Genomic DNA, 20,029 nt, shown 5'->3' on the forward strand with positions numbered 1-20,029 from the left:
ATCGGTCGGGCTTACAGCGCCACGTCTATTGTGTGGAGCGCCAGCCCGACCAGCCCGCCGACCAGCGTGCCGTTGATGCGAATATATTGCAGGTCGCGCCCGACGGCATTTTCCAGGCGGCGCGTGATCGTGTTCGCATCCCAGCCGTGGATCGTCTCCGACACCAGTCGCACGATGCCGTCGCCATAATCCGCCGCCATGCCGACGACGGCGCGGCGCACGAAGCGGTTGATCGTCGCGCGGAGCTTGGGATCGGTCTGCAGCGTAGCGCCCAACTGGCGCAGCGCGTCGCCAACCGGCCCCGCCAGCATCGCATCAGGATCGCGCGCGATCCGCAGCATCCCGCTGCGCGCCTGCTCCCACAGCCCGTCGAGCCAGCGCTGCATCGCGGGATTGTCGATGATCTCGCCCTTCACTCCGGCAACGCGCTCGCGCATGCGCGGATCGTTGACGAGATCGTGGGCAAGCGCCGCTAGTCCTTCTTCCGCCTTGGCACGAAGCGGGTGGTCGGGGTCCTCGGCAATGCCGGTGAGCATGCCGTTCAACCCGTCGATAATCTTGGTGGCGAGTGTCTCGTCTAGCCCGGTCCAGCGCATCATCGCTCCGGCGCGTTCGTGCACCATCGCGCGGATCAGGTCTTCGTTCGACGCGAGCAGCCGCGCGCCCCACCGCACGATCCCATCGAGCAGCGGCATGTGCCGGTCCTCGGCGATCGCCGCAGTCAGCGCTTGCCCCAGCAGCGGCGACACGTCGAGCGCGCGCAACCGCTGACCAATCCCGGCCTTAACCATCCCGCCAAGCCGTTGCTGATCGAACGCCTCGAGCATGTGCGCGGCGAGGCTCGCCGCACCACGTCGCAACCGTCCGTCCCCGCCCGGCGGGTTGGCCAGCCAGCGCCCGGCCGCCCCCGCCATGTCGACGCGGCGCATCCGCCGTGCAACCACGCCGGGGATCAGGAAATTGTCGCGCAGGAAAGCGGCGAGCGTGGTGCCGATGCGATCCTTGTTGCGCGGGATGATCGCGGTATGCGGGATCGGCAGCCCGAGCGGATGGCGGAACAAGGCGGTGACCGCGAACCAATCGGCAAGGCCGCCGACCATCGCCGCTTCGGCAAAGGCGCGCACGAAACCGAGTGCGGGATAGCGGTGATCGAACGCGCGCGCGACCAGAAAGGTCGCCGCCATCAGCACCAACAGACCACCCGCGATCCAGCGCATCCGCACCAGGCCGGCAGGTGGCGCTTCGACGCTACGGGGCGGGCGGGTCAGGCGGAAAGTACGCATCGCACGACCAATCCCTGAACGCCCGGATAGTTCAAGCGGAAAGCCCGGAGCCCGCCGACAAAGCCCCTTCCCTGCAGGGGAGGGGCTTCACCTTTCATTCGGCTGGTTGCGGTTCGTGATCGCCGTGATAGCCGATCTGCCCCGGCTTTCCCCCGATCTGGGGCGCCATCGGGCCGCCCTCGATCAGCGGACCGTGGTCGTCGCCGGGACGATAGGTCAGCAAATTGCGGCGCAGGAATGGACCGACCCGAGCCTCGATCCCGACTGCAAGGCTGAAGCTCGCCGGCACGATCACCAGCGTCAGCACGGTCGACAGGATCAGCCCGCCGATCACGGTGATACCCATCGGCACGCGCGACGATCCATCGCCGGTCAAGGCCAGCGCGGTGGGCATCATGCCCGCCACCATGGCGACCGTCGTCATCACGATCGGCTGCGCGCGCTTATGCCCGGCGTCGATGATCGCGGTGACCTTATCAACGCCCTTATTCATCTCTTCCAGCGCGAAATCGATCAACAGGATCGAGTTCTTGGCGACGATGCCGAGCAGCATGATCAGGCCGATATAGACCGGCATCGAAATTGGCGTGTTGGTGATCCACAGCCCGATCAACCCACCGAGCGGCGCGACCAGCAGCGACAGGACGTTGACGAACGGCGGCAGCAAGCGGCGGTACAGCAGCACCAGCACCGCGAAAAGCAAGACGATGCCCGCGACGAGCGCGACGATGAAGTTCTGGATCAACTCGATTTGCCACTTGGATTCGCCAAGCACCAATTCCTTCACGCCGATCGGCAAATTCTTCATGATCGACAGCGTGTGGATTTCCTTTTGCGCCGTACCGCTGACGACACCGGGCGCGAGATCCGCGCCGATCGTCAACTGGCGCTGCTGCGCGACGCGTTCGATCTTGGTCGGACCGGCACCGAACCCGATGCTCGCAACCACGCTGAGCGGGACCGTACCGCCACTTGCCGTCTGGACCGGAATATTCTGGATCGTCGAGAGGCGCTGGCGCGAATCCTGATCGAGCGCGACCCGGATCGGAATCTGGCGATCGGCAAGCGAGAATTTCGCGCTATTTTGGTCGATATCGCCGAGCGTCGCGAGCCGGATCGCGCTCGACATTGCCGCGGTGGTCACCCCCATGCTCGCCGCGAGATTCATGTGTGGCGTGATGACGATCTCGGGGCGCTTCAAATCACCGCCGATGCGCGGCGCCACGACATCGGGCAAGGTCGACATTTGCTGGACCAGCGTGGCACCGGTGCTGGCGAGCAGTGCAGGATCATCGCTACCGAGCGTTACGGTCAGCGCGCGTCCGCCGCCGCCCCAGCCGCTCGACGAGCGGAAGGAAACGCGGGCGTCGGGAATCGTCTGAAGCTCGGGTGCGAGCGCGCGTTCGAAATCATAGCTCTTCATCGTGCGTTCGCGCTTCGGTTTGAAGTTCGCGGTGACGCGGCCATTGCCAACAAAGGTCCGGGCATAGACCGACTCGACTTGCGGTTGCTTGCGCAGGAAGGCGGCGACGCGGTCGACCACGATTTGCGTTTCCGCAAGCGTCGTCCCTGGCACCATGTCGATCTGCGCAGTGCTCGAATCGGCATCGCGTAGTGGCTGGAAGGTGGACGGGATCGTCATGAACAGGAAGATCGTCATCCCGAACGCAACCGCGCCCGCCACGACGGCCGACCAGCGATGCAGCAAGGTCCATTTCAGCACCGCCATATAGCGGTCCATAACCCAGCCCTCGCCATGCGAAGCCTGGCCGTGCGCCTTCAGGAAATAGGCGGCAAGCATCGGCGTGATCAGACGCGCGACCGCGAGGCTCATCAGCACCGAGGCGACGACGGTCAGCCCGAAATTCTTGAAAAATTGCCCTGAAATGCCGGGCATCAGGCCTACGGGTAAGAACACCGCGACGATCGCCATGGTCGTGGCGAGCACCGCGAGACCGATCTCATCGGCGGCATCGATCGACGCCTGATAGGCCGATTTGCCCATCCGCATGTGCCGCACGATATTTTCGATTTCGACGATCGCATCATCGACCAGCACGCCCGCGACCAGGCTGAGTGCCATCAGCGTCATGTTGTTGAGCGTGAAGCCGAGCAAATCCATGATCCAGAAGGTCGGGATTGCCGAGAGCGGGATGGCGAGCGCCGAGATGATCGTCGAACGCCAATCACGCAGGAATACGAACACGATAATCACAGCGAGGACCGCGCCCTCCACCATGGCTTCCATCGCGGAATCATATTGCGCCTTGGTATATTTGACGCTGTCGGAGATGCGCTTGAAATGGACCTTGGGGTTGCGCGCTTCGAGGGCTGCCAGCTTCTTTGCGGCTTCGTCGAACACCGTCACGTCCGACGCACCCTTGGCACGCTGAAAATCGAAGCTCAGCACTTGCGTGCCGTTCAACTGCGAAGCCGAGCGTTGTTCGGCATAGAGGTCCTGCACGCGCCCGAGATCGGCAACCTTGATCGTGCGGCCATTGCCGACGGCGATCTGCACTTGGCCCAAATCATAGGCGGTCTGCGCATTGCCGAGCACGCGCACCGATTGTTCGGACCCGCCAATTTCCGCGCGACCGCCCGCCGCATTCAGATTGACCTGACGGAGTTGCGCGTTGACTTGCGCCGCGGTCAGCCCGAATGCCGATAGCTTGTCGGGGCTAAGGATGACGCGAATCTCGCGGTCTACGCCACCGTTACGATTGACCCCGGCGAGGCCCGGCACCGACAGCAATTCCTTGGCAACGTTATTGTCGATGTACCAGCTGAGTTGCTCGACCGTCATGTCGGTGGTGATTGCGGCATAGCTCGCCAGATCCTGCCCGGTCGTGTTTGCGCGGCTGATTTGGGGTTCGAGAATGCCATCGGGCAAATTGCTGCGAATTTGCGATATGGCCGAACGGACGTCCTCGACCGCGCGGTCGATTGGTGTGCCGATGGTGAGCTGGACGACGGTGGAGGAATTACCCTCGGTCACGGTCGAATTGATCTCGTCAATCCCCTGCAGCGAGCGCAACGATGCCTCGACTCGCTGGGTGACTTGGGTTTCGAGTTCGGTCGGCGCGGCACCCGGCTGGCTGATCGATACGATCACCACCGGAAAATCGATATCGGGCTGATTGTTGACGTCGAGATTGCGGAAACTGACGATCCCGGCCAGCGTCAACATAACAAAGAGCACGATCGACGGGACCGGGTTGCGGATCGACCACGCCGAGATGTTCCGGAAATTCATCGCCGCTTACCTCTTGCTGCCAGCGTCCGCCGTAACGAGCGTCGGCTTTACCTTTTGACCGGCATTGAGAAAAGCGCCAGCCGATTGGACGACCTTTTCGGTGCCGTTCAGGCCCTCGGCGATCGCCACGCCACGATCGGACACTTCACCGACCTTGACGCCACGCCGCACGATGACATTGTCCGGCCCGACGACGTACACGTAATTGCCCTTGTCGTCGCTCTGGATCGCGGCGTTGGGCAGTTGCGGCACATCGGTCGATCCCGCGACGATCGCGGCCGAGGCAAAACCGCCGGGGCGCAGCGCCACGTTGTACGACAGGGCGATCCGCACGATGCCTTGGCGCGTTTGTGGATCGATCACGGGGGAGACCTGCCAGACTTCGCCGGTGAAGACTTCGCTGCCCCCGACGGGCGTCACTTGCGCTTGCGACCCGGCATGCAGCCCGCGCAGATCGGCCTCGCTCACTTGCGCGCGAAGCTCCATCTGGCCGCCCTCGGCCAAGCGGAACAGCACGCCCGAACCCGAACTGACCACTTGCCCCGGCTCGACGCTGCGGGTCAGGACAAGGCCGGCGGAAGGCGCGCGAATGTCGAGCCGGTCGGTGCGGGCGCGCGCTTCGCCCAGCGTCGCTTGCGCCACGCGGACGCGGGCGAGGGCTGCATCGCGCGTCGCGGCCTTGCGCTCAAGATCGGCCTTGGAGACGAAGCCGCGATCGACCAATTGCTTCGATCGATCCAGTTCCGCCTGCGCGATCGCCGCGTCGGAGCGTGCGACGTTGATTTGTGCGGTAAGCGATGCCGCCGTCTGATTCTGGACCGAGCGATCGACCAGCGCCAGCACTTGCCCCTTGGCGACCCATTGGCCGGGCTCAACCAGCACGCGCGTGATCATCCCGCCTTCGCCGGCAACGCCGACCGGCATTTCGCGCCGCGCCGCCAGCGAGCCGGTCGCGGTAATCGTCCGCGCGACGCTTGAGCGACCGGGGACCACTACCGACACCAACGGCAATTGCTCGACCGGCTTGGCCGGCGCGGCTTTCTTGCCACCGAACAGGAACGAAGCGGCAAGGACGATGACGAGGACCGCGACGACGATTCCGACGATCAGACCCCAACGCGGGCCGCGCTCGCCGGGCAGACCCAGAATTTCCTCATTGCCGATCGCGCGCGTCTCGTAGTTCATCTGTCCCACTTCCCAACCCCTGGGCTCCGTTCCGCCCGCCTACCACAGCTGAGTTCGACCCTGCCAGTTGCTGTGTTATAGGAATACATCACCGAGCTCAAGTAGCCGGATGCTACCGCGCGCCGCATGACGCGCTTCCCTTCCGTTCGCAAGGCGATAGCGCAGTGACAGGACCGTTTTCGCGCTTTTTCTGCAAACCGTTGCCGATATGACATCGTCACGATGGCGAAACAAAGTGTTTGCATTTCCGCAGGGCGGAAGCGACCCTCCGAATCGGTGTTGGCGGGTGTGACAGGGAGAGCGAAGAATGGACCGTTCGATTCTTGGTTGGCTCTTGATCGGGCTAGTGGCTGGCGTGCTCGGCAAGATGATCATGCCGGGAAAGGATCCTGGCGGCTTTATCGTCACGATCCTGATCGGCATTGCCGGTGCCATGCTGGCGGGGTTCATCGCGCAGTCGGTCGGCGTATCGCTGAATGGGGGCTGGCAGAATTATGCGGCGGCAACCGGCGGCGCGGTGCTCCTGCTGGCACTGTACCGGTTGGTGGTTTCGCGCCGGGTGCGCTGAAGCCGCTCGGTCCGGGCGTTCTCTCCGACCCGTTCATCCCCGGTTGCCGTGCGCACTGGCAGAGCCGCGCATGACGGCCTGTTGGTCGTTGACAATCGGGAGTGACTGCCATGCGTTCGAGTTTCCTGTTCCTTGCCCCCGCGCTGATTCTCGCGGCGACCGCGGCGTCGGCGCAAACCGCGCCAATGATCGCGCCCGACGGCACGCTGCTCGATATCGCGGCCGAGGGGCACACTACGCGCGTTCCCGACGTGGCGACGATCCGCGCCGGCGTGATGACGCAGGCCCAAACCGCAGCGGCAGCGCTTGCGGACAATGCCACCCGCATGGCCCGCGTGCTTGCTGCGTTGAAAAAGGCTGGCGTCGCGCCACGCGATATCCGCACCGCCACCGTCTCGCTCAGCCCGCAATATCGCTATGTCGATGGACAGCCGCCGGTCGTGACCGGATATCAGGCGAGCAACAGCGTCTCGGTGCGGTTCCGCGACGTGGCGAAATCGGGCGCGATCCTCGATGTGCTGGTCGGCGAGGGCGCAAACCAGATCGACGGCCCGAGCTTGTCGATCGATCAGCCTGAGGCCGCACTCGACGAAGCGCGCGTGTCGGCGGTGAAGATCGCACGCGCCCGCGCCGAACTCTATGCCAAGGCGGCTGGGCTGAGCGTATCGCGGATCGTTTCGATCGCGGAAAACGGATCGAACGATGGCGGGTCGCCACCGCCAATGGTGTTCATGGCGCGCGCCAAGGCGGCCGATTCGACGCAGATCGCGGCGGGTGAAGCCGACGTCTCGGTCACGCTGACGGTGCGCTTCCTGCTCAAGTAACGAAACGGGCCGCGGAGCATAGTGCTCCGCGGCCCGATTGTGTTCGTTCGATAATCGCGTGGTTAGCGAACGGTACCGCGACGGACGAGGTTGACGATCGCCAGCAAGATGATCGCACCGATTAGTGAATAGAGGAACGTCGTAACCGTGATCACTTGGTTGATACCGGCACCAAAAAGAAACGACGCGATAACAGAGCCGATTATTCCAACGACAACGTTCAGAATGATACCCTGCTGGCCGTCAGTACGCATTACCATACTTGCGAGCCAACCACACACGCCACCGACAACAAGCCAAACAATGAGCTGGACCATCTTACCCTCCATTTGCCCGGTGCATCCGGGATACGGGGGACAAGACTCTCGAGTCGGGTTTTTTGTTCCGGGGGCGGTTTGGAAGGATCTGCGCCTACGCGCCGAAACGATTTCGGCCCGCCGCTCATGAGAGCAGCGGGCCGACCGATCCGTAACGCTAACCCCCTAGCGGCGCTCAGTATTTTTGCTGGCGCTCGTACAACGATTTGTAGTGCTGGATGCGGGTCACGCGTAGCCCGGGCATACCCGACCGATCGATCGCGCGCTGCCAGCCGGCGAATTCCTCAACCGTCAGATTATAGCGTTCGCACACTTCATCGACCGACAGCAGCCCGCCATTTACGGCGGCGACGACCTCAGCCTTGCGCCGCACGACCCAGCGCGTCGTCTCCGGCGGCGGGAGCGTGTCGAGCGTCAGCGGCTCTCCGAGCGGTCCGATCACCTTGGCGGGGCGAATTTTCTGGTTTTCGATCATTCTTGCAAACCTCGTGTCGGGGCGGGGGCCCCCTCCATCTCATTAACGGCGATTAGCGTAAGGACTTGAACGTCAGCTAAAGCGGCTCGGTAAACAGCGCCTTCATATCTACGTTTCCCAATCACTGGCGTTTGCCGGGGCAAGTAAGCGCGCAACGCCATGGTTGAACGCACCATGGACCGGGGCGAAGCGATCGGGGATCGGGTCCGCTGCCGCCAAATTCGCTTGCATCATCGCGGTCGGGCTCGCCGCTTGACGCGCCGCGACACCGACCATCAGCACGGCGAGATCCGGCGGCAGCGCGACCACCGTCACATCGGCTTCGAAACGGGAAAAACTCAGGTCCACACGGTCGCTTCCGATTGAGGGCGAAACAGCGGTGTACGGGCAAGGTCCTAAAGGTCGGGTAAAGCACCCGCGATTTTTGCATCCACCCGCGCGAGTGCCTATCTGCGTGGCGATGGATGACGTGGATTTTCAATTGGGGCCGGATCTTGCGGCCAAGCGGATCGTCGTGGCGATGTCGGGCGGGGTCGATTCGTCCGTGGTGGCAGCCCTTGCCGCGCGCACCGGCGCGGAGACGATCGGCATCACGCTGCAACTCTACGATCATGGCGAAGCGGTGGGGCGCGCCGGATCGTGCTGTGCCGGACGTGACATTCGTGATGCGCGCGCAGTGTGTGATCGTCTGGGCATCGCCCATTATGTGTTCGATCATGAATCGCGCTTCCGCGAATCGGTGATCGACCGCTTTGCCGACGAGTATCTCGCCGGGCGCACGCCGATCCCGTGCATCCAGTGCAATATGGGTCCAAAATTCACCGACCTGCTCGCCGCCGCGCGCGATCTCGGCGCGGATTGCCTGGCGACGGGCCACTACGTCCGCCGCGTGATCGGGCCGGAGGGGGCGGAACTGCACCGCGCCGCCGATCCGGCGCGCGACCAGAGTTACTTCCTGTTCGCGACAACGCAGACCCAGCTCGATTATCTGCGCTTTCCGCTCGGCAGCTTGCCCAAGCCGCGCGTGCGCGAACTGGCGGCGGAATTGGGCCTGGGCGTCGCCGGCAAGCCCGACAGCCAGGACATCTGTTTCGTGCCCGATGGCGACTATGCCTCGCTCGTTAAGAAATTGCGGCCCGATGCCGATACCAGCGGCGAGATCGTCGATGAAACCGGCCATGTGCTTGGCCGACATCGCGGGCTCATCCACTTCACCGTCGGGCAGCGGCGCGGGCTGGAGATCGGCGGGACGCCCGAACCGCTTTACGTCATCCGGCTGGAGGCTGCGACCAAACAGGTTGTGGTCGGGCCGAAGGCCGCGCTGGCGGTCGGCGCAGCGCGCTTAAGCGGAGTCAATTGGCTGGGCAGGGCGTATCAGGGGCCTGTGACGGCGAAGGTCCGTTCGCTCGCAAAGCCGGTGGCGGCACGGTTCGATGGCGAAAACGTGCGGTTCGATGCAGCCGAATATGGCGTTGCGCCGGGTCAGGCCACGGTGCTGTATGGTGGCGATCGCGTGCTCGGCGGCGGATGGATCGAAGAAACTGCGGGCGTGGCGGCGACGGTTTCCTGAGCCGTCGATCTGGCTAAACGTGTGGAAGCCGTCAGCATTGCCTTAGGTAGAATTCCGATGATCCCGGATGCGGCGGTAGTCGATACACGGTAAGTGCCGGATCGATTAGCGCTTGCGCCCGACAGGCCCGCAGTTGGGATCGCATCGATGAACCGTGAGTCTTTTGTCGATAGTCTGGTTCACTGGAAAGCCAGCGACGCGCTGGTGGCCGAACAATTCCGGACCTTGCGATCGCAAATACCAGCAATGTATCTCGCGGTACTGATCAACATGGGGTTCTTGGCCTTCGTATCGGCACCAAACGCCGGCAATGCCGTCTATGGCGTGCCGATCGCCGTCGCCGGAGTGATTGTAATCCGCCTGACCGTCTTGTGGCGGTCGCGAGGTGCCTCGCTCAATGCGAACGTCGCGCAAAAGCGCGCGGCGATGACGGGAACCCTCGCCGCGGCCAGCCTGCTCTCGATCGGTCTGAGCATATGGACCGAGATCATTCAGCGCTCCGGCGGCGAAGCGCGGACCTATGTTGCCCTGTTCGCGTCGCTTTGCACCGTTTCGACGACCAATTGCCTGTCGAGCTTGCCGTTGGCGGCCTATATTGTCGTTGCGCTGGGCACCATTCCCGTCTCGCTGTCCTTGCTGTTGAGCGGCAACCTCATGCTGGCGAGCATGGGTGCCAATATGGTGCTGATCGCGCCGCTCGTCGTCGGCATGACCTTCCGCCAGTATCGCCAGCTGCGCCGCATGGTTGAATCGCGCAGCGCCATCGCCGACGAGAAGCTCAAGGTGAGCGATCTGGCGTATTGCGACGTGTTGACCGGCCTTGCCAACCGCCGGGCCTTTCTTGAAGAACTGCGCGACGCCTCTTTGGTACGACCCGCGCTGGCTTTGGCGATCGCGATCATCGACCTCGACGGTTTCAAGATCATCAACGACACATATGGCCATCACACCGGAGATGCGCTGTTGGTTGAGACCGGAAAGCGATTCCAAAACCTCAACATCGGCGACGCCCTGATCGCCCGCTTCGGCGGAGACGAATTCGCCGTCCTGTTGCGCGGGGTCGAACACTTTGGCGATGCGCAGGAGCGCCTTGCCCAACTCGGCCAGAGTTTCGACCAGCCCTTTGTTGTGAGCGGACAAGCCTTTCGATTGCGCGCGTCGATCGGCATCGCGCATGATGGCGTCGATCCCGAAAGTACATTGGCGCTCATCAACCGCGCCGATCTTGCGATGTATGAGGCGAAACGCACGCGTGGCGGCGGAATCTGTGTGTTCGCGCCTGCGATGGAAGCCCGCAGCCGCCGTCGACTGATGATCGAGCAAGCGCTCGCGATCCAGGCGGAGAACGAGCTGATCGTGCTGGAGTATCAGCCGGTCGTCGATGCCAAAACCGACCGGATCATTGCGTTCGAGGCGCTGGCCCGCTGGACGCATCCGACGCTTGGGGTGATTTCTCCAGCGGAATTCATCCCGCTGGCAGAGCAGGCCGGGATAACGCGCGCGATGACCTTGCCTTTGCTCTCGCTGGCGCTGACCGCGGCGGCAACCTGGCCTGAGGACATCGGTCTGTCCTTCAATCTGAGCGGTGCCGAGCTGAATTCGCCGAGCATTGCAGATCAGATCCTGACCGTGCTGCGCGAACACGGCTTCGACCCTGGGCGTCTGTCGATCGAAGTCACCGAAACCGCCTTACTCGTCGATTTTGCGGCGGCACGGTTGGCGCTGTGCGCCTTGCAACGCGGCGGTGTCCGCATTTTGCTCGATGATTTCGGGGCAGGCTATGCCTCGATCGGCTATTTGCGGGAGCTGCAGTTCGACGGGATCAAGCTCGATGGCAGCCTGATCGCCTCGCTGATGGAAAGCCCGTCCGCGCGTGATTTGCTGGTTGGCGTGTTGCATCTCTGCAAGGCAATCGGTGCACCGGTCACCGCCGAAATGGTCGAAAGTGCGGCGCAGCATGATCTGTTGTGCACGCTCGGCGTCCAAAAACTGCAGGGCTACTTTTTATCGCGCCCATTGACGACCGATCAGGCGCTGCTTGCCTGCGAGCGGGAGCAACGCTCCGCACAGCCGATCGCATCGCCAGTGGCCCGGTTCAATCCAGCGGGGCCGCGCAAGGTTGCCTGACCCGAGGCACGCCGACCCTATAGAAAGAACGTGCCCTCCAGCACGGTAACGCATGTGCCGCCGAGCACCACACGATCGCCCGCAAGCCGGCACGTTAGATGCCCGCCGCGTGCGCTCGCCTGATACGCGGTGAAGCTGTCGCGGCCAAAGCGCGCAGCCCAGTATGGCGTCATCACGGCGTGGGCGGAACCGGTGACCGGGTCCTCGTCGATCCCCGCACCCGGTGCGAAGACGCGGCTGATGACGTCGGTCTCGTCACCCGGTGCCGTTACGATGGTCAGCACATCGACCTCGGCATCGTGGCCACTTGCCGGGTCCGCGGCGGAGGGTCGGCCGAGCGCGCGGAAATCGGGGTCGAGCGCGCGGATTTGCGCCGCATTTTCCAGCACGATCAGCGCATAGCGATGCGGGTGCCACAGCGTTTCGACCGCCGATGCCAGGCCGAGCGCGGCGACGATATGCGGCAGCGGCTTGGGTTCGGGGCCCCAGGCGGGCAGCGCCAGCTCATACCCGTCACCGACGCGCGTGACCGACAGGAGCCCCGCCTTGCGCGTGCGGAAACTGACAGAATCGCGCTCGGGATCGCTCGACAGGACGAAATGCCCGCTCGCCAGCGTGGCGTGGCCGCACAGCACGACCTCGGCGGTCGGCGTGAACCAGCGCAATTCGAAATCGCTCGCGCCGCTTTCGTCGGGCACGAGGAACGCGGTCTCGCTGAGATTATTCTCCGCCGCGATCGCTTGCAGCACATCGTCCTCCAGCCATGCGGCAAGCGGCATCACCGCCGCCGGATTGCCCTCGAATGGATTGCTGGCGAAGGCGTCGATCTGGACGATGGGCAATCTCATGCGCGTTTCCCGAACCAAGGGGGGGTGACGTCCGCCTCGATCAGCGGATTGTCGGTATCGACATGGCCTTCGGGGTCGAGATGGATCAACACCTCGACCTTGGGGAAGGCGGCGTGCAGCGCGCGCTCGACGCCTTCGACCACTTTATGCGCCTGCGCCACGGTGATGTCGCCGGCGACTTCCATGTGGAATTGCGCGAAATCGTGCGCGCCCGAATGCCGCGTGCGGAAATCGTGGATGCCCTTGATGCCGGGCTGGCGCGCGGCGACTTCGATGAATTCGGCGCGGCGCTGCTCGGGCCATTCCTTGTCCATCAAATGGTCGATCGCGCTCGACGACGCGCGGAACGCCCCCCAGGCCAGCCACACGGCGATGACGATGCCGAAGATCGGGTCCGCATCATGCCATCCGAAATATTGATCGAGCACCAAAGCGACGATCACCGATCCGTTGAGCAGCACGTCGGATTGATAATGGACATTGTCGGCGACGATCGCGACCGACCCGGTCTTGCGGATCACGCTGCGTTGATAGGCGAGCAGCACCACCGTCGCGAGGATCGCGATCAGCGACACGCCGATGCCGAATTCCGCGCCTTGCTTCGGCGCATCGCTGCCCAACGCCTGGATTGCGCGCCACGCAATGCCTGCCGCCGACGCGGTGATCAGCATGACCTGAAACAGCGCCGCGAGCGATTCGGCCTTGCCGTGGCCGAAGCGGTGATCGTGATCGGCCGGAGTCGCGGCGAGGCGAACGCCATAGAGCGTGACGGCACTGGCGAGCAAATCGAGTCCCGAATCGGCAAGGCTGCCGAGCATCGCGACCGATTCCGTCGTCCATGCCGCCCAGGATTTGAGCGCGATCAGGAACGTCGCCATCGCCACGCTGGCGAGCGCGGCGCGGGTGGCAAAGGGGATCGCGCGGCGCTGGTCCTCGGTCATGGGTAGAGCATCTCGCTGGTCCACCCGCTCCCGGAGCGGGTGAAATGGTGGCGCTCGTGCAGGCGGTGCGCGCGATCCTGCCAGAATTCGATTGCTGCGGGCGTAACCCGGTACCCGCCCCAATGCGGCGGGCGCGGGACGTCTTGTCCCTCGAACTTCGCTTGCATTGCCTCGAATCGCGCCTCGAAGGTTGCGCGGTCGGGCATCGGCCGCGATTGATCGGAGGCCCAGGCGCCAAGCCGCGAATCGCGGCTACGGCTTGCGAAATACGCGTCGCTCTCGGCATCGCTCGCACGCGTGACGCGCCCCTCGATCCGGATTTGGCGGCGCAGCGATTTCCAGTGAAACAGCAAGGCAACCGATGCACCCTCGACCAGATCGCGCGCCTTGCGGCTTTCGCGGTTGGTATAGAAGACGAAGCCGTCCGCGCCATGCCCCTTCAGCAGCACCATCCGCGACGACACCACGCCGTGCGCGTCGACGGTCGACAACGCCATCGCGTTGGAGTCGTTGAGTTCGCTCGCGCGGGCCTCGGCATACCAGGTATCGAACAGGGCAAAGGGGTCTTGGGTCATCGCGCCGCTCTACGATCCGGCGGCTTCGCTGTCGAGCAACGGAACGACTCCGCCGTTCGCGGATTGAATCGGCTTCGCAACGACGCCTTCTGCACAAAGGGACAAATTCATGGCCGCACGCGCCTATTGGCAAGGACAGATTCGGCTCGCTTTGGTGTCGATCCCAGTCGAGATCTATTCGGCGACCAAATCGGGCGCGCAAATCAGTTTCAAGCAGATCCACGAACCCTCGGGCAAGCCGATCCATTACGACAAGGTCGTTACCGGGGTCGGGCCGGTCGATCCCGAAGAAATCATGAAGGGCTTCGAATATGAGAAGGGCTCGTACGTCTTGCTCGGGCAGGACGAAATCGACGCAGTGAAGCTCGAATCGAAGAAGACGCTCGAATTGACGCAGTTCGTCGATGCGAGCGAGATCGACGTGCTCTATTATGATAAACCCTATTTCGTCGTGCCCGCCGACGATTTGGCGGAAGAGGCGTTCATCGTGCTGCGCGAGGCGCTGCGGCGGACCAAGAAGGTCGGGCTTGGGCAGCTCGCGATGCGCGGGCGCGAATATGTCGTGAGCTTGAAGCCGTGCGGGCGCGGCATGGTGCTGGAAACGCTGCGCTACGCCGATGAAGTCAACAAGGCGCAAGGCTATTTCCGCGACATCCCAGACGACAAGCCCGACGACGATCTGATGGAGCTGGCCGAGGCGCTGATCGCCAAGAAGACCGGCGCGTTCCACCCGCAGGATTTCCACGATCGCTATGTCGATGCCCTGCGCGATCTGGTCGAGCGCAAACGCAAGTCCAAGGGCGGCAAGATTATCGAGGATGCCGGGGACGACGCGCCGAAGAAGGGCGGGTCGAACGTGGTCGATCTAATGGCGGCGCTCAAGAAATCGATGGGTGCGGCGGCGCCCGCAAAAGCGGAGGAAAAGGCGCCTGCGAAGAAGGCTCCCGCAAAGCGCGCACCGGCGAAGAAGCGTGCCTAACACGACCACCGACCCGCTCGCCAAGTACAATGCGAAACGCGACTTCGCGAAGACGGCGGAACCCGCAGGCACGTTGGAGCCCGGTCACGGCAACCGCTTCATCGTGCAGAAACACGACGCCAGCCGCCTGCACTGGGACTTCCGTATCGAGGTCGATGGCGTGCTGAAAAGCTGGGCGGTCACGCGCGGACCGAGCATAGATCCCGACCAGAAGCGGCTCGCGGTGCGGACCGAGGACCATCCGATGTCCTATGCCGATTTCGAAGGAACGATCCCGGCGGGCGAATATGGCGGCGGCACGGTGATGCTGTGGGACAGCGGCACTTGGTCGCCGATCGAGGGCAAGAGCGCAAAGGATATCGAGAAAGGCCACCTCCATTTCGTGCTCGATGGCGAGCGGATGAAGGGCGAGTGGATCCTGATCCGCCTCAAACCGCGCGGGAAAGAAAAAGGCGAGAATTGGTTGCTCCGCAAGGTCGAGGATGCAGAAAGCGGCGGAACCGATACGCTGGTCGAGACCGGGCTGACGAGTGTCTCGACCGGGCGGACGATGGTGGAGATCGCGGAGGGAGCGAAACCCAAATCCTCCCCGGCACGGGAAGGGGGACCATCTGCTTTTTCAGCAGATGGTGGAGGGGGCGGGCCGGCAGCGCGGCGCTCGCGGCCAGCCCCCTCCACCACCAGCCTGAAGAAGGCTGGTGGTCCCCCTCTCCCGGTCCCCGGGGGAGGATTTCAAGAACCCCAACTCTGCACGCTGGTCGACTCCGTCCCCACCGGCAGCCAATGGCTCCACGAGGTCAAATATGACGGCTACCGCGCGCAGATCGCGGTCGCCAACGGCAAGGCGACGGTCTTCACCCGCTCCGGCCTCGACTGGACCGAAAAGTTCCAGGCCATCGCCGACGCCGCCGCGAAACTCGCCGTCAAATCCGCGCTGATCGACGGCGAGATCGTCGCCTTCAAGGACGGCAAGCCCGATTTCTCGACGCTGAAGAACGCGATCGCCAACGGCGGCGACATGACCTTCTTCGCCTTCGACCTCCTTCAGCTCGACAGCGAGGATCTGACCGGCCTCGCCAACCTCGCGCGGAAGGAACGGCTCGCCCCGCTGATCGACGGTAAGGACCCGCGCATCCAATATTCCGACCACATCATCGGCCAAGGCGGGCAACTGTTCGAGACGATGTGCCGCGAAGGGTATGAAGGAGTCGTCTCGAAGCGCGCCGATGCCCCCTATCGCGGCAAGCGCACGCAAGCGTGGCTCAAGATCAAATGCACGCACCGGCAGGAATTCGTGATCGTCGGCTGGACGCCCAGCACGAAATCGCGCGGCTTCGCGGCACTATTGCTTGGCCTGAACGGCCCCGACGGACTTCGCTATGCCGGCAAGGTCGGCACAGGCTTCGACACCGCGACGATGCTCGACCTTCAGGCGCGGCTTGCGAAAATCGAACGCAAGACCCCGACCGTCACCGCCCCGCGCGCGGCAGTCAGGGGCGCGCATTGGGTAAGCCCAAAGCTCGTCGCCGAAGTGGCTTATGCCGAGACAACTCCTGACGGCGTGCTGCGCCATTCGAGCTTTCTCGGCCTGCGCGAGGACAAAGCGGCCGGCGAAGTCGTCGCCGAAACCCCCGTCGCGCTCGACGCGCCTGAAATCCACATCAAGGTCAGCAGCCGCGACCGCGTGATCTTCCCCGAATCGAACATCACCAAGGGCGAACTCGCCGATTATTATGCGGCGGTGTCGGGCATCATGCTGCCCTGGGCGGGCAACCGCCCGATCAGCCTGGTGCGCTGCCCACAAGGCCGCGCAAAGGCGTGCTTCTTCCAGAAGCACGACGCGGGAAGCTTTCAGGGCGACCACGTCCACAAGGTACCGATCCGAGAGAAGGACGGGTCGAGCGAAGACTATCTCTACGTTGACGATGCCGATGGCCTCGTCGCGTGCGTGCAAATGGGCACGATCGAATTTCACGGCTGGGGCTCGTCCGTCGAAACCCTCGAACAACCCGACCGGATGGTGTTCGATCTCGACCCCGATGAAGAGCTCGGCTTCGACGTGGTGAAGAAAGCGGCAGTCGATCTGAAGGAGCATCTCGCCGAACTCGGCCTGGTCAGCTTCGCGCTGCTGTCGGGCGGGAAGGGTGTGCACGTCGTCGTGCCGCTCACCCCCAAGGCGGAATGGCCCGCGGTCAAGGATTTCGCCGATCGCTTTGCCCGCGCGCTGGGCGAGGTCGAGCCCGATCGCTTCGTCGCGACGATGTCCAAGGCCAAGCGCAAGGGTCGCATCTTCATCGATTGGCTGCGCAACCAGCGTGGCAGCACCGCGGTGCTACCGTATGTCGCGCGCGCCCGCCCCGGCGCTCCGGTCGCGGCCCCGGTGTCGTGGAGCGAACTGCGCGAGATCGAGACCGCTGGGCGCTGGAGCGTGCGCGATGCCGCCGAACTGATCGCGCGCGCCGCCTCACGCGATCTTGCCGGGTGGGGCGTGGCCGATCAGGTCCTGCCCGATCTCTGACATTTCCACGGTTGCGCCTGCGAAGCGATTGTGGCCATGTCGCCCGCACGCTCGCGGGGACTGAAATATTCGAATGGCAACCGCTATCGCCCCCTCGTTGCTCGACCACGCGACGCACGCCGCGCGCTGGATCGCCGAGTATCGCGCGCGCACCGCGCGCGGCGACGTGCTGAGCGACGATCCGGCGTGGAGCATCATGTTCGAAGAACTCGCGGCGGTCGCGGGCGACGATCTCGGTCTCGCGCGCGACCGCGTGCAGCGCCATGCCGAGGATATTGGCACGGGTTTCCGCATCATCGGGGAAAGCGAAGAGCGCCCCTGGCCGCTATCGCCGATCCCGCTGATGATCCCGGCGGAGGAATGGCGCACGATCGCGGCGGGGATCGTACAGCGCGCCGATCTGCTCGAAAGCATCATTGCCGATCTCTACGGTGATGCGACATTGGTCGCGCGCGGGCTGATCCCGGCGGCGCTGGTTGGCGGGTCGCCGTTCTTCCTGCGGCCGATGGCGGGGCTGGTGCCGCCGGGCGGGCATCATTTGCAATTCATCGCAGTCGATCTCGGGCGCGGGCCCGATGGCGAATGGCGCGTGCTGGCGGATCATCTGCGCAGCCCGGCAGGTGCCGGCTATGCGCTCGAAAACCGCCTCGCGATCGCGCGAACGCTGGGCGGGTTGCAGGCGCGGCTCAACGTGCAGCGTCACGCGGCCTTTTTCGCGGCGTTTCGCGATGGCCTCGCCGCCGCCTGCCGCCGGGTCGAGCCGCGCATCGGGCTGCTGACGCCGGGGCGTTATTCGGCAAGCTATGCCGAACAGGCGCATCTCGCGCGCTATCTCGGCTTCCTGCTGGTCGAGGGGGCGGATCTCGCCGCATTGGAGGACAAGCTCTATGTCCGCACGATCGGCGGGCTCAAGCGGATCGATGCGCTGTGGCACCGCGTCGACCCGCGCTTGCTCGATCCGCTCGCCTTCGATTCGCATTCGCAGATCGGCGTCGCGGGGCTGATCGATGCGGCGGCGGCGGGGAACGTCGTGATTGCCAATGTGCCGGGCGCGGGCGTGCTTGAATCGGCGGCGTTCGGCGCGTTCCTGCCGCGGATCTGCGTGCGCGAGACGGGCGAGGATCTGATCCTGCCCAATATCGCCACCTGGTGGTGCGGTCAGGATCAGGCGTGCGCCAGCGTGATCGCCGATTTCGACCATTTGCTGATCGGCCCTGCGTTCGGCGTCGCCCCGCTCGGCCTGCCCGACGGGATCGCATTGCCCGGCGTGGATATCACCGGCCCGGCCCGCGCTGCCTTGCTCGACGACATGACGCGCCGCCCGCAGGATTATGTCGGGCAGGAAATCGTCCGCCTCTCGACCATGCCGGTCGTGACCGACACCGGCCTCGCCGCGCGGCCCTTCACCTTGCGCGTGTTCGCGGCGCGCGGCAGCGACGGCGCTTGGACGGTGCTGCCCGGCGGCTTCGCGCGCATCGCCGAACATCCCGATCCGCGCGCATCGGTGATGGGTGAGGGGTGCTGGTCGGCCGATGTCGTCGTCCACGGCGGCGAGCATGTCGCGCCAATGTCGCTGCTGCCCCCCGCCGATACGGTGCATGTCCGGCGCAACCCCGGCACGCTGCCCAGCCGCGTCGCCGACAATTTTTTCTGGCTCGGGCGCTATCTCGAACGCGGCGAGGCGCTGCTCGGCGTCATCCGCGTGATGCTCGGCAATTCGATCGACGCCGATGCGGGCGCGGCGCTGGCGTCGGAAACGGTCGGGGGGCTGGTCGGGCTGGTGGTCAATGCCGGCGGTGCGCCGCATCCGCCATCGCTGCGCCGGGCCGATTTGTCGGCGTTCGCGCGCACCGCGATGGAAGATGGCGAGCGGCACAGCGTCCGCGCGATCAACCGCCTCGCGCGCGGCATCGGGCAAGGCTCGCGCGACCGGCTCGCGGCGGATTTCGTCCGGCTGCTCGATGCGCCCTATCCGGTCAAAGGCGTCATGCTCGAACGCGCCGGGTCGTTGCAGCGGCGCTATGCCGCGCTCTCCGGGCTCTCGGCCGAACATATGGGCCGCACCGCTGCGTGGCGCTTCCACGATCTCGGCCGCCGACTGGAACGCGCGCAGACCGTGACGCGCGCGGTCCGCGCCTTCGGCATGGCGCAGGCGAGCCTTGATGATCTCTCCACCTTGCTCGATTTGGCCGACAGCCAGATCAGCTATCGCCAGCGTTATCTGACCGGTATCGCGCGCGTCCCCGTGGTCGATCTCGTCGCGCTCGACCCCGGCAATCCGCGCTCGCTCGCGTTCCAGATCTGCCGGATTTGCGAGCATCTCGCGGCCTTGCCCGTGCTTGAAGATGACGGGATGGAGGAGCCGCAACAGGCGCAGGGCAGCGTGCTGACCGCAATCGTCTCGACCGCGACGGCGGCGACGCTCGATGCCGATGTGCTGGGCGATGTGGAACGGCGGCTGTTCCAATTATCGGAGGCGGTCGCGCGGCGGTATTTTCTGCAGGGCGCGGAGCCGCTCCGCGCGGGCGGGATGGTCTTGGCTTGAAGACCACCTGCCATCGCCGTC

General features: G+C 64.5%; 16 protein-coding genes. 7 read left to right on the forward strand and 9 right to left on the reverse strand.

The window, feature by feature from the left end; translation table 11 throughout:
• Nucleotides 1-11 precede the first annotated feature (11 nt).
• The 3 genes from IEV62_RS11615 to IEV62_RS11625 all read right to left on the reverse strand — a co-directional run bounded on the left by IEV62_RS11615 (nt 12) and on the right by IEV62_RS11625 (nt 5,721).
• A complete protein-coding gene (locus tag IEV62_RS11615) occupies nt 12-1,283 on the reverse strand; it encodes a DUF445 domain-containing protein (protein WP_373868587.1) in 1,272 nt (423 codons plus the stop codon).
• Between the two features lie 94 nt (nt 1,284-1,377).
• Nucleotides 1,378-4,536, reverse strand: coding sequence for an efflux RND transporter permease subunit (locus tag IEV62_RS11620; protein ID WP_188447624.1), 3,159 nt, complete (start codon nt 4,534-4,536; stop codon nt 1,378-1,380).
• A 6-nt stretch (nt 4,537-4,542) separates the two neighbouring features.
• Complete coding sequence (locus tag IEV62_RS11625; RefSeq protein WP_188447626.1) at nt 4,543-5,721, reverse strand: efflux RND transporter periplasmic adaptor subunit; 1,179 nt, start codon at nt 5,719-5,721, stop codon at nt 4,543-4,545.
• Between the two features lie 307 nt (nt 5,722-6,028).
• Between IEV62_RS11625 and IEV62_RS11630 the strand changes: the two genes are divergently transcribed.
• Nucleotides 6,029-6,289, forward strand: a complete 261-nt coding sequence (locus IEV62_RS11630) for a GlsB/YeaQ/YmgE family stress response membrane protein (protein WP_188447628.1) — start codon at nt 6,029-6,031, stop codon at nt 6,287-6,289.
• Between the two features lie 110 nt (nt 6,290-6,399).
• Nucleotides 6,400-7,113 (forward strand): SIMPL domain-containing protein, encoded by a 714-nt coding sequence (locus tag IEV62_RS11635; RefSeq protein ID WP_188447629.1) that lies wholly within the window; start codon nt 6,400-6,402, stop codon nt 7,111-7,113.
• A 62-nt stretch (nt 7,114-7,175) separates the two neighbouring features.
• On the opposite strand, the gene IEV62_RS11640 is transcribed toward IEV62_RS11635, so the two are convergent.
• The 3 genes from IEV62_RS11640 to IEV62_RS11650 all read right to left on the reverse strand — a co-directional run bounded on the left by IEV62_RS11640 (nt 7,176) and on the right by IEV62_RS11650 (nt 8,253).
• Nucleotides 7,176-7,430 (reverse strand): GlsB/YeaQ/YmgE family stress response membrane protein, encoded by a 255-nt coding sequence (locus IEV62_RS11640; protein WP_188447631.1) that lies wholly within the window; start codon nt 7,428-7,430, stop codon nt 7,176-7,178.
• A gap of 175 nt (nt 7,431-7,605) precedes the next feature.
• Nucleotides 7,606-7,905: a CtrA inhibitor SciP gene (gene sciP, locus IEV62_RS11645; protein WP_188447633.1), complete on the reverse strand. Its 300-nt coding sequence runs from the start codon at nt 7,903-7,905 to the stop codon at nt 7,606-7,608.
• A gap of 108 nt (nt 7,906-8,013) precedes the next feature.
• Entirely contained in the window at nt 8,014-8,253 is a 240-nt protein-coding gene (locus tag IEV62_RS11650; RefSeq protein WP_188447635.1) for a hypothetical protein, read from the reverse strand.
• A gap of 112 nt (nt 8,254-8,365) precedes the next feature.
• Between IEV62_RS11650 and mnmA the strand changes: the two genes are divergently transcribed.
• Nucleotides 8,366-9,475: a tRNA 2-thiouridine(34) synthase MnmA gene (gene mnmA, locus IEV62_RS11655; protein WP_188447637.1), complete on the forward strand. Its 1,110-nt coding sequence runs from the start codon at nt 8,366-8,368 to the stop codon at nt 9,473-9,475.
• A gap of 147 nt (nt 9,476-9,622) precedes the next feature.
• A complete protein-coding gene (locus tag IEV62_RS11660; protein WP_188447639.1) occupies nt 9,623-11,602 on the forward strand; it encodes a putative bifunctional diguanylate cyclase/phosphodiesterase in 1,980 nt (659 codons plus the stop codon).
• Between the two features lie 17 nt (nt 11,603-11,619).
• Here the strand turns inward: IEV62_RS11660 and IEV62_RS11665 are convergent, their stop codons facing one another.
• From IEV62_RS11665 to pdxH, 3 genes are read right to left on the reverse strand one after another with little or no spacing between them, the layout of a single operon-like run.
• Nucleotides 11,620-12,450 (reverse strand): PhzF family phenazine biosynthesis protein, encoded by an 831-nt coding sequence (locus IEV62_RS11665; RefSeq protein ID WP_188447641.1) that lies wholly within the window; start codon nt 12,448-12,450, stop codon nt 11,620-11,622.
• Nucleotides 12,447-13,391 carry a cation diffusion facilitator family transporter gene (locus IEV62_RS11670; protein WP_188447643.1) on the reverse strand — a complete coding sequence of 315 codons (945 nt, stop codon included), beginning with the start codon at nt 13,389-13,391 and terminating at the stop codon, nt 12,447-12,449. The genes IEV62_RS11665 and IEV62_RS11670 overlap by 4 nt, the downstream gene beginning before the upstream one ends.
• Nucleotides 13,388-13,966, reverse strand: a complete 579-nt coding sequence (gene pdxH / locus IEV62_RS11675) for a pyridoxamine 5'-phosphate oxidase (RefSeq protein WP_188447645.1) — start codon at nt 13,964-13,966, stop codon at nt 13,388-13,390. Before pdxH ends, IEV62_RS11670 begins: the two co-directional genes overlap by 4 nt.
• 109 nt (nt 13,967-14,075) lie before the next feature.
• On the opposite strand from pdxH, the gene ku reads away from it, so the two are divergent.
• The 3 genes from ku (at nt 14,076) to IEV62_RS11690 (ending at nt 20,008) form a co-directional block, all read left to right on the forward strand.
• A complete protein-coding gene (gene ku, locus IEV62_RS11680) occupies nt 14,076-14,945 on the forward strand; it encodes a non-homologous end joining protein Ku (RefSeq protein ID WP_188447647.1) in 870 nt (289 codons plus the stop codon).
• Nucleotides 14,938-17,463, forward strand: coding sequence for a DNA ligase D (gene ligD / locus IEV62_RS11685; protein WP_188447649.1), 2,526 nt, complete (start codon nt 14,938-14,940; stop codon nt 17,461-17,463). The genes ku and ligD overlap by 8 nt, the downstream gene beginning before the upstream one ends.
• A gap of 73 nt (nt 17,464-17,536) precedes the next feature.
• Nucleotides 17,537-20,008: a circularly permuted type 2 ATP-grasp protein gene (locus IEV62_RS11690; RefSeq protein ID WP_188447651.1), complete on the forward strand. Its 2,472-nt coding sequence runs from the start codon at nt 17,537-17,539 to the stop codon at nt 20,006-20,008.
• The last annotated feature ends 21 nt before the right edge of the window (nt 20,009-20,029 follow it).

It is taken from the genome of Sphingomonas psychrolutea (genome assembly GCF_014636175.1).
GTDB classification, from domain to species: domain Bacteria; phylum Pseudomonadota; class Alphaproteobacteria; order Sphingomonadales; family Sphingomonadaceae; genus Sphingomonas; species Sphingomonas psychrolutea.

Bases quoted from the DNA above. Each gene is read 5' to 3' on its own strand.
- mnmA (WP_188447637.1), top strand. From the start codon at position 8,366: ATGGATGACGTGGATTTTCAATTGGGGCCGGATCTTGCGGCCAAGCGG.
- IEV62_RS11640 (WP_188447631.1), bottom strand. From the start codon at position 7,430: ATGGTCCAGCTCATTGTTTGGCTTGTTGTCGGTGGCGTGTGTGGTTGG.
- IEV62_RS11665 (WP_188447641.1), bottom strand. From the start codon at position 12,450: ATGAGATTGCCCATCGTCCAGATCGACGCCTTCGCCAGCAATCCATTC.
- IEV62_RS11660 (WP_188447639.1), top strand. From the start codon at position 9,623: ATGAACCGTGAGTCTTTTGTCGATAGTCTGGTTCACTGGAAAGCCAGC.
- IEV62_RS11630 (WP_188447628.1), top strand. From the start codon at position 6,029: ATGGACCGTTCGATTCTTGGTTGGCTCTTGATCGGGCTAGTGGCTGGC.
- pdxH (WP_188447645.1), bottom strand. From the start codon at position 13,966: ATGACCCAAGACCCCTTTGCCCTGTTCGATACCTGGTATGCCGAGGCC.
- sciP (WP_188447633.1), bottom strand. From the start codon at position 7,905: ATGATCGAAAACCAGAAAATTCGCCCCGCCAAGGTGATCGGACCGCTC.
- IEV62_RS11625 (WP_188447626.1), bottom strand. From the start codon at position 5,721: ATGAACTACGAGACGCGCGCGATCGGCAATGAGGAAATTCTGGGTCTG.
- IEV62_RS11670 (WP_188447643.1), bottom strand. From the start codon at position 13,391: ATGACCGAGGACCAGCGCCGCGCGATCCCCTTTGCCACCCGCGCCGCG.
- IEV62_RS11620 (WP_188447624.1), bottom strand. From the start codon at position 4,536: ATGAATTTCCGGAACATCTCGGCGTGGTCGATCCGCAACCCGGTCCCG.
- ku (WP_188447647.1), top strand. From the start codon at position 14,076: ATGGCCGCACGCGCCTATTGGCAAGGACAGATTCGGCTCGCTTTGGTG.
- IEV62_RS11635 (WP_188447629.1), top strand. From the start codon at position 6,400: ATGCGTTCGAGTTTCCTGTTCCTTGCCCCCGCGCTGATTCTCGCGGCG.
- IEV62_RS11690 (WP_188447651.1), top strand. From the start codon at position 17,537: ATGGCAACCGCTATCGCCCCCTCGTTGCTCGACCACGCGACGCACGCC.
- IEV62_RS11615 (WP_373868587.1), bottom strand. From the start codon at position 1,283: ATGCGTACTTTCCGCCTGACCCGCCCGCCCCGTAGCGTCGAAGCGCCA.